At 61.3% G+C, this 12709-nt stretch carries 9 protein-coding genes; 6 read left to right on the forward strand and 3 right to left on the reverse strand.

The genetic code is table 11. The annotated features are described in order from the left end of the window. Nucleotides 1–41: 41 nt before the first annotated feature. Genes P3T22_RS07795 through P3T22_RS07810 form a run of 4 tightly spaced genes read left to right on the forward strand, consistent with a single transcriptional unit; the run spans nt 42 to nt 4418 of the window. On the forward strand, nt 42–1748 hold the full coding sequence (locus tag P3T22_RS07795; RefSeq protein ID WP_429324669.1) for an alpha/beta fold hydrolase: 1707 nt from the start codon (nt 42–44) through the stop codon (nt 1746–1748). Nucleotides 1749–1808: 60 nt separating this feature from the next. Further along, nucleotides 1809–2231 carry a TIGR01841 family phasin gene (gene phaP / locus P3T22_RS07800; protein WP_429324670.1) on the forward strand — a complete coding sequence of 141 codons (423 nt, stop codon included), beginning with the start codon at nt 1809–1811 and terminating at the stop codon, nt 2229–2231. Nucleotides 2232–2289: 58 nt separating this feature from the next. Next, the gene (gene phaZ, locus P3T22_RS07805; protein ID WP_429324671.1) at nt 2290–3132 is read left to right on the forward strand and encodes a poly(3-hydroxyalkanoate) depolymerase; all 843 of its coding nucleotides are present in this window, start codon (nt 2290–2292) and stop codon (nt 3130–3132) included. Nucleotides 3133–3137: 5 nt separating this feature from the next. Next, on the forward strand, nt 3138–4418 hold the full coding sequence (locus tag P3T22_RS07810; protein WP_429324699.1) for a DUF445 domain-containing protein: 1281 nt from the start codon (nt 3138–3140) through the stop codon (nt 4416–4418). A 62-nt stretch (nt 4419–4480) separates the two neighbouring features. Here P3T22_RS07810 and P3T22_RS07815 read toward each other — a convergent pair whose 3' ends face one another. Continuing rightward, complete coding sequence (locus P3T22_RS07815; protein WP_429324672.1) at nt 4481–7216, reverse strand: LuxR C-terminal-related transcriptional regulator; 2736 nt, start codon at nt 7214–7216, stop codon at nt 4481–4483. A gap of 393 nt (nt 7217–7609) precedes the next feature. Here P3T22_RS07815 and P3T22_RS07820 point away from each other — a divergent pair, with 393 nt between their 5' ends. Next, nucleotides 7610–8032 (forward strand): ACT domain-containing protein, encoded by a 423-nt coding sequence (locus P3T22_RS07820; RefSeq protein WP_063500766.1) that lies wholly within the window; start codon nt 7610–7612, stop codon nt 8030–8032. Nucleotides 8033–8112: 80 nt separating this feature from the next. Here the strand turns inward: P3T22_RS07820 and P3T22_RS07825 are convergent, their stop codons facing one another. Next, nucleotides 8113–8997 (reverse strand): LysR family transcriptional regulator, encoded by an 885-nt coding sequence (locus P3T22_RS07825; RefSeq protein ID WP_429324673.1) that lies wholly within the window; start codon nt 8995–8997, stop codon nt 8113–8115. A gap of 151 nt (nt 8998–9148) precedes the next feature. Between P3T22_RS07825 and P3T22_RS07830 the strand changes: the two genes are divergently transcribed. Next, on the forward strand, nt 9149–10180 hold the full coding sequence (locus tag P3T22_RS07830) for an NAD(P)H-quinone oxidoreductase (RefSeq protein ID WP_429324674.1): 1032 nt from the start codon (nt 9149–9151) through the stop codon (nt 10178–10180). Nucleotides 10181–10694: 514 nt separating this feature from the next. Here P3T22_RS07830 and P3T22_RS07835 read toward each other — a convergent pair. Continuing rightward, complete coding sequence (locus P3T22_RS07835) at nt 10695–12608, reverse strand: SMP-30/gluconolactonase/LRE family protein (protein WP_429324675.1); 1914 nt, start codon at nt 12606–12608, stop codon at nt 10695–10697. Between the last annotated feature and the right edge of the window lie 101 nt (nt 12609–12709).

The raw sequence follows: 12709 nt of genomic DNA on the forward strand, positions 1-12709 counted from the left end.
ACTTTTTGCGTAGCGGAAGACTTTCCCGAAGGAGCGGCAAAATGGCGGTAACGACTGAAAGCCCACGGCAAAGCGAAAAGGCTGATGATCTCGCGGCGTCGGCTGCCGAGGGAGTGCTGGGTCCCAATCCCTTTGTCGGCCTGCGGCTGTGCGATATCGTCGCAACCGCGCAGCAAATCGGCGCTCAGGCATGGCGGCAACCGGGGTTGGTCATGGAGCAGGAAGTGGCTTTCGCTCGCGAGCTTTTCGGGCTCTTCTCGGGTAGTGCGGAATCGACACCGCCCAAGGGCGACAAACGCTTCACCGACGCCGCATGGCAGAACAATTCGCTGTATCGCGTGACGCTGCAAGGCTACCTCGCGTGGCGCAATGCCCTTGCGGGTTTCGTCGAGCGCTCCGGGCTGGATCCCGATAACAAGGAGCGGGCGCGGTTTGTGATGTCGCTGATTACCGACGCGGCGTCCCCGACTAACACGCTGCTGGGCAATCCTGCGGCGCTCAAGAAGGTCATCGATACGGGTGGCGCCAGCCTGCTGGACGGCTGCAACAACATCGTAATGGACCTGCTCAAGAATCGCGGCATGCCCGCGCAGGTCAACAAGACGGCTTTCGAGGTCGGCAAGAACCTCGGTACATCCACCGGCGCGGTCGTTTTTCGCAACGAAGTGCTGGAACTGATCCAGTATGCGCCGACGACGCAGGACGTCTACAGCCGGCCGCAACTGATCGTGCCGCCGCAGATCAACAAGTTCTACATCTTCGATCTGTCCGAGGGCAAGAGCATCGTCGACTACCTGGTGAAGAACGAACTCCAGGCGTTTGTCGTCAGTTGGCGCAATCCCACCGCGGCTCAAAGCCACTGGGATCTGGACACCTATGTCAGCGCGCTCGTGGAAGCCATCGCGGCTGTGCGCGAGATCACCGGGTGCGACGACGTCAACCTGCACGGCGCCTGCTCCGGTGCGATGACCATCTCGGCTTTGCTTGGACATCTCGCGAGCCGGGGGGATACCACGGTCAATGCCACCACACTGATGGTCGCCGTACTCGACAATACCGCCGACTCGCAACTCGGCCTCTTTGCAACGCCCGAGGCCATTGCGGCGGCCAAGCAGCACAGCATTTCACGCGGGGTGCTAGCGGGCGAGGAGATGGGGCGCGTCTTCGCCTGGATGAGGCCCAACGATCTGGTATGGAACTACTGGGTCAACAATTACCTGCTGGGCAACGCACCGCCCGCCTTTGACGTCCTTTACTGGAACAACGACACGACCCGGCTTCCGGCGAAGCTGCACGGGCAATTGCTCGACATTTTCACGCAGAACTTCTTCAGCAAGCCAGGCGCGCTGACGATACTGGGCACGCCGGTCGATCTGTCCCAGGTCAAGTGCGACAAGTATGTAGTGGCAGGCATGACGGATCACATTACGCCGTGGAAGGGGGTGTACAACACCGCCACGACGTTTGGCGGCAATACCCGTTTCGTCCTGAGTTCAAGCGGTCATATCCAGAGCCTGATCAATCCTCCCGGCAATCCGAAGGCGAAGTACTACCTCAACCCCGAGTTGCCGGCGAACGCCGATGCGTGGCTTGCCGGCGCACAGGCTGAAACGGATTCGTGGTGGGGCAACTGGAGAGACTGGCTGGTCGCCCGCTCCGGCGACAAGCGGGCAGCGCCAGCGGAACTTGGCAGCGAACGGCACCCAGCCGGTGTGAAAGCACCCGGGACTTATGTTTCGGAAGCCTAACCGGAATCATCGCCAGATAGCAAAAACGAATTTATTTGCAACTACTTTAACGGAGTCGTCATGGCAGCAACCCAACCCAGCAATATCTTTGGTGAATATACGAAGCTCATCACGCAGTTCAAGCTGCCGGGCCTCGACGTAGCCGCCATCCTCGAAACGCGCCGCAAGGACATTGAAGCGCTCGCCGAGGCGAATATGACCGCGCTCGCGGGTGTGCAGCAACTCGGTCAGAAGCAGATGGATATCGTGCGTTCGACGATGACTGAACTGCAATCGCTCGTTACCCGCTTGAGGTCCCCCGGCAGCGAATCCGCTGCGGCTACGGGCGAAGGCGTTCAAAAGACGCTGCAAAAGGCATTCGTGGACATGCAGGCGCTCACGGATGCGGCGTACCGGGCTCAAACCGACAGTATCGCTGTGGTCACGAAGCGCTTTGCGGAGCATGTCGAGGAGCTGAAAGCGCTCATGCAGCCCAAGAAGTGATCTGGCGGGCGGGTGCGAGCCGCCGCTACAACGAAGCGTCCAACCAGAGACCAACCGGATGACCGAATTACAAACAAGCGCGGAGTGTGTCGACGCCATGCAAATTCAGACGATCGATCTGGACGGCCAGGTGCTGCGTGTCGCAGTCCGGCGTGGCAGCGACGCGTCGCCGCCGCTGCTCTTATTCAATGGCATCGGCGCGAATCTCGAGCTGGTTGAGCCATTCGTTGCGGCACTGGATGATGTGACAGTCATCGTCTTCGACGTCCCCGGCGTTGGCGGCTCGCCCGTCCCCTTGATCCCGTATCGGTTCTCGACGCTTGCCGTCCTGTCCGACAAGCTCCTGACGCGGCTGGGTTACGCCGGCCCCGTCGACGTGCTCGGCGTATCGTGGGGTGGGGCGCTGGCCCAGCAGTTCGCGCACCTTTACCCCCGGCGCTGCCGCAGGCTGATTCTCGCGGCCACGTCTCCCGGGGTGATCATGGTGCCGGCAAGGCTGTCGGTGCTTTCGAAACTGATCGGGCCGCGACGCTATACCGATCCGGCCTACCTGCGGCAAATCGGGGCGGAGATATACGGGGGCGCCTACCGCCACGATTCCGCGCTGCTCGATGCACACAGCCGCCATATCCAGGCGCCACGCGGCCGTGGTTACCTCTACCAATTGCTGGCTGCCTCGGGTTGGACCAGCTTGCCCTGGCTGGGCGCGCTGCGGCAAACGACGCTCGTCATGCATGGCAACGACGACCCGATCGTGCCGCTCACGAATGCAAAGATTCTCGCGGCAAGGATTCGGAATGCGACCCTGCATGTGATCGATGACGGCCATCTATTTTTAATCACCCGTGCAGGTGAAGTCGCGCCGGTGGTGAAGCGGTTCCTGCGGCAGGAGGCGCATTGAGTTCCGTGAGCGCGCGGGACGGGAATGCCGGGCACGCGGAGCTTGACCCAACTGGGGACGAGAAGCTCGTCCGGCTGAAGCGCATGCGCACGACGGCGACCTGCTTGCTCGCAGTGATGATCGTGCTACTCCTCACGTGTGTGGCCTGGCAGGCTGCGTATCCGTGGCTGGAGTGGCCCCGTGCTTTTGCCGAGGCCGCTACAGTCGGTGCGATTGCGGACTGGTATGCCGTCGTCGCGTTGTTCCGGCACCCGTGCGGGATCCCGATCCCGCACACAGCCATCATCCCGAAGAACCAGCAGCGCATAGCCGAGAGTCTCGGCGGTTTCATCGAGGAAAACTTCCTGACCCCCGAAGTCATCGTCGGGCGGCTGAGTGGTTTCAATGCGGCACAAGCGCTGGCGGGGTGGCTCGCAGTACGAGAAAACAGCGCGCTGATCGCGGATGGGGTGGCCGGCTCGCTACCCCGCCTGCTTGAGGACATAGACGAGACGGACATCGAACATCTCTTCGAGCGACTCGTGATTCCGCGATTGCGCACGCTCCAGGTATCTCGCATGGCGGGCCAGGTCCTGAATATCCTCACCGAAGGCAACCGTCATCAGCCTTTGCTGGATCGCGGATTGAGCGCCGTGGAAACGTGGTTGAGCACCAACGTGGATCTGATCAAGGCGAAGTTCAGCGCGGCGTCAAAATTCACGCCGGCGCCGTTGGACGCATACATCGTCAACAAGTTTGTCGAAGGCATCGTCGCGCTCATCCATGAGGTCGCGGCAAATCCGGAGCACGAGCTTCGGCGTCGGTTCGACGTGGCGGTGCAAGATCTGTCCAGCAACCTGCGGACCTCAGCGGTTTATCGCCGGTTTGGTCGACTGGTGCTGCGCGACTGCATTCGGCATCTTGAAGATGGGCGCTACTATCGCGTCCTGCTCGATCACGTCCGGGCGCACGTGCTTGCCGATCTCGGAAGCGGGCGCTCGGCGGTGCGCGACATGATCGCCGGTACCTTCGTAGCCATCGGTAAAGGCGTGGCGAGCGAGCCCCCCATTCAGCACAAGTTGAACGCGTGGTGGCTCGATATTGCCAACCTGCTCGTGCTGCGCCACCGCCATCAACTGACGGCGCTGATAACCGACGTCGTGAAAGGCTGGGACGCGAAGGAGGTAAGCCGCAAGCTCGAGGCCGAGATCGGTCGGGACCTGCAGTACATTCGAATCAATGGCACGTTTGTCGGTGGCACGGTGGGCGTCCTGATTCATGCATGCGTATTGCTTGTCGCGCGGTAAGCCAGGTACTGTCCGCGCAGCGTGGGCGGCCAGCACAAGCTCGTTATGGGCGTGAACCGGCGCTAGCTATGTTTGACCAATCCGAGCGTCTGCGCGCGCGAGACGGCTTGGGCGCGTTTGTCGACTTCCAGCTTCGTAAAGATGCTCTTTACGTGGGACTTGACCGTTTCAGGTGTGATCCCGAGCGTACGCGCAATTTCCTTGTTTGACTGTCCCTGTGCGATCAACTCGACGATGCCGCGCTCTCGCGAGCTGAGGCGATCCCGCTCGCCTTCTCGCTGGGGCTGGCTGTTGGGTTCGTGCTGTCTTCGCCAGTTATCCAGCAGACGGTCTAGCCAGGTCACTATTTCCGGCGCTGTGGCCGTGGTGCGGGCGCTGTCGCGCGCCAGCTTCAATAGCGGCCCGATCTCCGGCCCGTGATCGACAATCGACTGGCAGATCCCGGCAGGCGCCCCCATCCTCGCAACTTCGCGGAATATCTCGAGTGCCCGATCGCGCTCGCCTGCATTCAGCCACGCCAGCGCGAGGAGGGTCCGCAGCCGCAGCGCGAGATAAGTGCCGTGAAGGCGTTCGAGACGCTCCAGTGCACCGCTCAATATCTCGACCGCTTCCCCGGTCTGCTGCCGTCGCATCGCGAGGCACGCAGCCCCGAGGTCCCGGTAGTTCTCGATCTCCGGCGACACCGGAGTGGACGATCCGGCGTTGGAGGCGGCCAACTGCCGCAGCTGTGCCACGCACGCGCCCGCTTCGGCAAGCCTGCCTTCTGCAAGATTCAGCCGGGTTCTTTCCGCGAGCGCGGCGGCAATCAGCCGGTTCCATCGACGTGCCTGCCCCAGCGCCTGTGCACTGTCGAGCAAGGCATGCGCGTGTGCAAAATTGGCGCGCGCCACGGCGATTCGAATGAGTATGCGATAGCTGATCAACACGCTGTCGAGAAGCACGGCAAGTTCAATGACCGGCATGAGCTCGACGAGCTGCGCTTCAGCTTCGTCCAGCCGGCCCTCCTCATAACGCAATTGGGCGATCATCGGGGCGCACAACGCCACCGCTATCGACTGCGGACCCGAATGGTGTTCGGCAAGCTCCATCGCTTCGCTGAAACGGCGCTCCGCGAGCGGAAAGCGCAGTTGCTGCATTTCCACATGGCCGAGCAGGCAAAGCCGATAAACCGTGGAGAATACGCTGCGTTGGTCTTCCTCGATCGAGTCGGGAATCCACGGTGTGGCGTGAAGGGCCTCAAGATTACCCGCTTTCCAGTGGGCGAAGCGCGCTACGTTTGAGACCGCGTTGGTGGTCCAGGAATCGCGCGACGGCCGGTCCAGATATCGTTGCGCGAGCGAGAGCGCCCTTTGCGGGTCATCCTGCAAGGCTGCAAGTGCCGAGCGAATGGCGACGCACTCCCATCTGACGCGGTCAGCGTCGATACCCTTGCCGGCGGCATCGCGTTCGATCGAATCCAGCATCGAGGCCGCGTCATCGAAGCGCATGGCGAGGACCGTGCCCCAAGCCGTCGCAAGCGTGACCGTGATCTGTGCCCGCATCAGGTCGGATGGGAATTGACGCTGCCAGCCGACCAGCGTGAGCAGATCGCCTGCTTTGAGGAGGGACATGGCGCAGTGTTCCATGAGGCGAATGGCATCGTCGGTTGCGCCGGCCGCAATGGCATGCCTGACTGCGTCGGTCCACTGGCGCTCTGCCGCGTACCATTGCCACGCGCGGCGATGCAGTTCGGTGATCTCCTCGTGGTAGCAGGCCTCCAGCCGACGCCGGAGGTACTCGGCCATCAGCGGGTGATAGCGGAAACAGTGTCCTTCCAGGTCCAGCGGTTCGAGCAGCAACTGGCGCGCGACAATGGCGTCCAGCATGGTCTGGCTCGCCTTGAGGCCGGTGAGCGCCGCGCAAAGCGGCGCGCTCAGGCGATCGAGTATTGCCGTACGCAGCATGAACTCGAACATTTCGGCCGGTAAAGAGCGAAGGATGTCTTCGAGGTAGTCTGCAAGCGGCCGCGATGCGCCGGTCGGAGCGCCTGCCTGCCAGCCTCGGGGGCGATCGTTCCGGGCCAGCACCGACGCGGAGATGCGCAGCGCGGCAGCCCAGCCTTCGGTGGTCGCGAACAGCGACTTCACCTCCGTAGTGCGGAGCTTGCCGGGGCATTCGTGCTCGACGAAGCGGCGCGTCTCGTCGAAATTGAATCTCAACGTCGACGCGTCGATTTCCAGGAGCTCGTTGCGGGCTCGCAGCCTGGCCACAGGAAGAGGGGGATCCGTTCGGGTGCACAGCACCACGTGGACCTGCGAGGGCACGTTGGCAATGAAGAGCGACATTGCTTCGTGAATCGGTGCCTCGCTTATCAAGTGGTAGTCGTCGATGAAAACGTAGACCTCGTCGTCGACGTCGACAAGCTCGTTAATCAGCGTCGACGCGAGTGAATTCGCCGGCACAAACGACGCTTCGGCGGTCAAGCCGATCACTGAGGCGCCGACGTTGCCACAGGCTTGCCGTAATGCGTGCGCAAGATGATTGAAGTATCGAGCGGGTTCGTCATCGTCGGCGTCGAGAGAGAGCCAGGCAACCCGCGCGCTGCTCGTCCCGAGCACGCTTAGCCAGGTGAGCGCGAGCGACGTCTTGCCAAATCCAGCGGGAGCCTTGATCACCGTCAGGCGCTTCATTTCTGTCTGTGCGGCAAGAGAGGCAAGGCGCGGACGATCTATCAAACCGGCGGGCAGGCGTGGCGGAAAGACCTTCGTGGCGAGGAACAGAGGTGGCCTGTTCGGGAACGTCGCTTCTGTCACGTGCATCAATTGCTCCAGGTGTTCGGGTTGACCCTGGCTGCCATCCCCGTCCATGCAATCGTGCGCCCCTTTAAGGGGGATTCTGCGTTGTGTCGCGCCCGGACACTATGGATTGCAGCGAGGAGATCGGAATTCCATAGCTGGACAACGGTGCGGCAAGCCAGCCGGTAATGGGTGATTGCCCCCGGGGGCGCGGCCTGAACCGGTGTTCTTCTCACGAAATGATACGCCCAACCACCTTGAGGGACGAGACCTGTCTGCCGCGGCGAAGCGTATTGCGGTGTACAAACCCGGGCCGCCCGAAGAACGCGATGCCGCGGGTGGACGCGCCGGTCTTGATTGCGTGCCGTTCGTGAAGTAGATTTTGATTGGGAGATGTGTCAGGCGGGAGGGACTGCCATGGAACTGAGCGTAGAACGTGTCGATGTTTGGGCCGCTGCCATCGAGGACAAACCGGGTGGGCTTGCGCAAGTGTTAAACGCTTTGCGGGATGCGGGCGTCGACTTGCAGTTCGTCATCGCACGCCGCACGCCGGAAGCATCGGGCAAGGGGGTCGTGTTTGTCGCACCGCTGCAGGGGGAGAGGGAGATTCAAGCGGCGGCACAGGTGGGGTTCACCGTCACCCCGAGCCTTCACTCCGTCCGTGTAATGGGTCTGGACCAGCTGGGGATCATCGCGCAATTGACCCAGATGCTGGCAGACGAGGGGATCAACCTCCGTGGCGTTTCCGCCGCTGTACTTGGCACGCAGTTCATTGCTTATCTCGCGGTCGACTCGTTGGCCGATGCCGAAAAGGCGATGGACACTCTACAGCGGGCCTGAAGAGCCCATGCCGGACCGCGAACTGGCCTGGTTCTTCCTGTCGAGGTGACACGCAGCCGCCGCAGTCAGGTCGTGCATGACTATTTTGTGTGGGTTGTGTGATCTTCGAACGCGGAGACGATGCCGTCAATCATTGCTGCGATGCGCGCGGTATGCCGAAGGTCCTGATGCGTGACGAGCCAGACTTCGTAGACCGCCCCACGTGCGGGTTCCGGCCATATCTGCACGAGGCCGTCGTGTTCAGCCAGATGTATCGGAAGCTCGCCGATGCCGAGGCCGGCCTTTACCGCGGTACGCAGCATGAGACTGGAATTGAAGGTCGATACGATGCGCCCCGCGTGTATCGGTTCGCCAGCAAGAGTCGGCGATCGATTCCCGGTCCAGTTTCCCTGATAGACGACAAGATCGTGGCCCGCGAATGCGGAGCCAGCGGCGGGCTTGCCGTGCTGCTCGAGATAAGCGGTCGATGCAAACAGCGCCATGGGCCAGCGAGCCAGGCGCCGCGCGACAAGATCGGGATTATCGGGCCTGACTGACCGGACCGCGATATCCGCTTCACGCTTTGCCAGATTTAGCATGCGCGTCGACGTGTCCAGCAGGACGCGCACGTCGGGATGCGCAGCATGCAGGCGTTCGATGGCGGGAAACAGGAATTCGAGCGCGATCGAGTCGGTGCTGGTGACTCTTACATCCCCCGCAAGCCGTGTATCCGTGCCTTGAGTTCGTCTGACGAGTTCATGGGCGGAGTGTTCCATGTTCTCCGCTGATCTCAGCGCGGCCTCGCCAGCGGCGGTCAACGCGTAACCCTCGGAGGTGCGCAGGAAGAGCGTGGCACGCAGGGCGTGCTCTAGTGCCGCAATCCTTCTGCCGACCGTCGCCTGATCGAGATTGAGCGTCCTGGCCGCTCCACGGAGCGTTTTTTCGCGCTCCACCGCGAGAAACACTCGCGCGTCGTCCCAGTTCATCGTGCGGTCCTCCTGATGCAAATTTGCATCTCACCATTCGAATAATGCTGCGCGGATTCATCAATGTCGAGGCCTATACTGAACGCAAGAGTTCCTCGTTAAACGATCCGCCCGGATCAATCGAGCCTCACCTGTAGAAGGAGTGGTATCCATGTCTGCTTCAACCTATCGTGTGCCGTCGTCCATGACGGCCATTGAGATCAAACAGCCCGGCGGTCCTGAGGTCCTGGTGCCGACTACCCGCCCGGTGCCGATGCCGGCCGCCGATCAGGTTCTGATCCGCCTCCACGCGGCTGCCGTGAACGGTCCAGACGTCTTCCAGCGCAAAGGGCTGTATGATCCGCCCCCCGGCGCTTCGGACATTCCAGGGTTGGAAGTGGCAGGTCAAGTGGTTGCCGTTGGCTCCGAGGTGTCCCAATTCCAGATCGGCGAACTGGTGTGTGCCTTGATTCCCGGCGGTGGCTACGCAGAATATGCAGTCGCGCACGCCTGCAACACGATGCATATCCCCAAAGGCCTGAGCTTGGTGGAAGCGGGGGCCATGCCCGAAACGTTGATGACGGTATGGCTGAACCTGTTCCAGCGCGGCAAGCTGGTTGCCGGCGAATCGGTGTTGATCCATGGCGGCGCGTCAGGTATCGGTACCACGGCGACCATGCTGGCGAAGGCATTCGGCGCTGCGAAAATCATCACGACAGTTGGCTCGCAGGCGCATCGGGAGGCCAGCCTGGCGCTAGGCGCAGACCTCGCGATCGATTACCGCGAGGACGATTTCGTCGCCGAAACGAAGCGGGTTACCGATGGAAGAGGCGTCGACGTGATTCTCGACATCATTGCCGGCGACTACGTGGCCAGAAACTATGACGCCGCAGCCATGGACGGACGGATCCTCCAGGTGGGCGTGATCAAGGGGCCGGCGAAGGACCTTAACCTCGTGCCGATGTTGACGAAACGTCTGATGCATATGGGCTCGACATTGCGCTCGCGCACATCCGCTGACAAAGCGACCATCATCGATGAACTCGAGCGGCGGGTCTGGCCGCTCATCGAGAGCGGCAAGATCAAACCGGTTGTCTACAAGACCTTTGCGCTTGCCGACGCTCGCGGCGCTCACGAGCTGATCGATTCCGGCACTCACTTTGGAAAGATTGTCCTTACGACGGGTGCCGATCTGATTGGCTGACGCCTGGCTTGCAGCCAAAGCGGCAAGCCTCTTGCCGGTTTCGTGATGGACGTGAAAAAATGCAGGCAGCAGGCTTGACCGTCAGTGTCACTCTTTCCTCGTCTTCGGTTGTTCGGGCTGCGGATCACGTCCGCGTTGCGTCGGCGCTCTCGTGCACGCATCCGGGGGCGTCACCGATATCACGTCGTTGCAGCAGCACGAATAGACCGGAAACCCATAGGAATTCGTGCGGAGTATGGTCGTTGGTCCGTGCAGCGGGCACACCGCTTTAGCGTTCATGTCACCTCCTGAACTCATGGTCAACTAGTCATATCCTACGCGCGGCTCGTCAGTTCGGTACGGCCAGTTGCCCTGGTGAACGAATTCGCCGCCGCGCGGGCACAGCAACGTGGACTCAATCTTCAGACAACTGAAAACTGGCGATTACGAGGATCAGGATCGATCTGGCTCCTCCAATAATACCGACAGGGTTCCGCGCTGCTGGCCGGGCGGTAGGCGCGACGAGCACGGTCGATCAGGGTGTCCAACGATAAATGATGACGCTGCTCCCGTTGTAATTGTCCTTCGTGATCACGTACTCCCCGGTCGACCGACGGTACGATCTAAGGCCGTACATCGAATCCACGTCATTGCCGACGTACACGGCGTTGGGGTTGCTGTTGATCAACGTGGTGTCCAGGCTGCCTGTGGTCAGATTGAAGGCATCGATGTTGGGCACGGTGTGTACGTATCCGACGAAGAGATAGTTGCCGGCCGCCGTGATCGACTTGGGATTGGCGCTGGCGAGGTTGATCACTGGATTGGGAACGGTCGTGTTGCCCGCGAGCCAGCCGTGATACACCTCGATTCGCGTTCCGATCGACGTCCAGTCCGTGCTGCCGACAACTCCCTGTGCCAGGATCATCGTGTCGCTTTCCGGCAGGTAGACGATCCGCGTCAATGGCGTGATCGTGCCCGGAATGGGCGTTGCAATTCCTGCTCCCCAGCTTGGCTGGCCGTTGGCGTCGAAGCCGGTCAGCGGGTAGTGCCAGATGGCATTCGTCTTGTCCAAACCGGCCCAGACGTCCCCTTTGCTGTCGAGGCAAAATCCGTCCCTGACCGGCGCGGTCGTATTGAACGCCGGACCTGGAAGCGTGGCGTCCGGTATGGCGATGTAGCCATTCACGGCATTGAAGTGGAAGAAGTAGAAAGTATCGGGATTCTGGCCGGACGCCACGAGGATCCGGTTGGCGCCGACGGTGGCAAGTTGACCGAAGTGCTCATCCCGTGAGCGATCGTTGATGTTGATGCGCGGGTCGGATGGATAGTCGATCGGATCGACCGTGTTCGCTACGAAGGTTCCCCCAGCGGTGCCGGTGTAGATGTTGGTGCCTCCATAGAAGTACGCGCCATCCGTACCCGGGTCCGGAGCGGCGACCCCCTCGAAGTTGAGAGACTGAAGCTTCCATTGCAGGTGGCCAAAACTGTCGTAGGAGTGAATGTCGGTGCCGCCGTCGCGGCCGAGGTCCCAGCTTCCGCCCCACGGGTTGTTGAGCACGTACACGTTGCCGGCGGCGTCTTTGCCAATGCCGGTGACGCGGGTAAATCGCTTATTGCCAACCTGGCCTTTGATTCCCGTTGTCGTATCGAGATATCCCCCCTGAATGCCAAATGTGCTGACCAGAAATGGAATGCCCAAAATGCTATAGATCTTGATGTTCATGTTGGGGCCCTCGTCGCCGATCATGAGACACCCGGTCGACGAATCGAAATACAGCGAGGACGGTCGAGAGGCGACGGACATCTGGATGGTGTTCACGAGCACGCCGGCCGGATTGAATCCGAGGATCGCGCCCGTGCTCTTCTGCGCAACCCAGATGTTTCCTGCGCTGTCCACCGCGAGCGCGCCAGGGCTTGAGACGGCGATATCCTGCCGCCAGACACCGTCGGTGGTGTAGACGCGGACGCGATTTCCAGGAAAGTCGCTCGCATAAAGGAGCGAGCCCGACGTCGCGAGTCCCGTGATGACATCAGCCCGCTGCTCAGTCGTTGTCGCGCTGACCGAGATGAGAAAGTCGCGAGCTTGAGTGGTTCGGTTGTACCGCCCCACCGTGCCGCTGCCGTAAGTGGTATTGAATTGCAGAGCGGCGAAGATCGAAGTTGCATTTCCCGTAATGGCCGAGCCCTGAAAGTCGCCGTGACCTCCTATGGACCCCAGGCTTTGGCCGTTCTGGTATATCGCGACACCCCCTTCGTTTTCGTCCCACATGGAAGCCGTGTAGATGACGCCCTCGGGCGCTATCCACATGGAGCGTGCGACGCTACCCACGCGGGTAGCATTGGTTCCAAATGTGTTCGCCACCCAGTCTGTGGTGTACTGTCCATGGCACTCCGGGGCAAGCGTAGCGATCAGCAGTGCGGCGAGGAACGTCGTGTAGATTCGTTTCATGATCGTGAAGCGTGCCCTCCTGAGGCACCTGAATTGGGGGATTGCGGGTTGGCTCATGCTCGCAGCTCCAACAAGTGTCGCGTCTGTCCAACCCAATACTG

The organism is Paraburkholderia sp. GAS348 (assembly GCF_050434205.1).
Classification (GTDB): domain Bacteria; phylum Pseudomonadota; class Gammaproteobacteria; order Burkholderiales; family Burkholderiaceae; genus Paraburkholderia.

Excerpts from the sequence above, each read along its gene's own strand:
- P3T22_RS07825 (WP_429324673.1), bottom strand. The coding sequence starts at position 8,997 with ATGAACTGGGACGACGCGCGAGTGTTTCTCGCGGTGGAGCGCGAAAAA.
- P3T22_RS07815 (WP_429324672.1), bottom strand. The coding sequence starts at position 7,216 with ATGCACGTGACAGAAGCGACGTTCCCGAACAGGCCACCTCTGTTCCTC.
- P3T22_RS07835 (WP_429324675.1), bottom strand. The coding sequence starts at position 12,608 with ATGAAACGAATCTACACGACGTTCCTCGCCGCACTGCTGATCGCTACG.
- P3T22_RS07795 (WP_429324669.1), top strand. The coding sequence starts at position 42 with ATGGCGGTAACGACTGAAAGCCCACGGCAAAGCGAAAAGGCTGATGAT.
- phaP (WP_429324670.1), top strand. The coding sequence starts at position 1,809 with ATGGCAGCAACCCAACCCAGCAATATCTTTGGTGAATATACGAAGCTC.
- P3T22_RS07830 (WP_429324674.1), top strand. The coding sequence starts at position 9,149 with ATGTCTGCTTCAACCTATCGTGTGCCGTCGTCCATGACGGCCATTGAG.
- P3T22_RS07820 (WP_063500766.1), top strand. The coding sequence starts at position 7,610 with ATGGAACTGAGCGTAGAACGTGTCGATGTTTGGGCCGCTGCCATCGAG.
- phaZ (WP_429324671.1), top strand. The coding sequence starts at position 2,290 with ATGACCGAATTACAAACAAGCGCGGAGTGTGTCGACGCCATGCAAATT.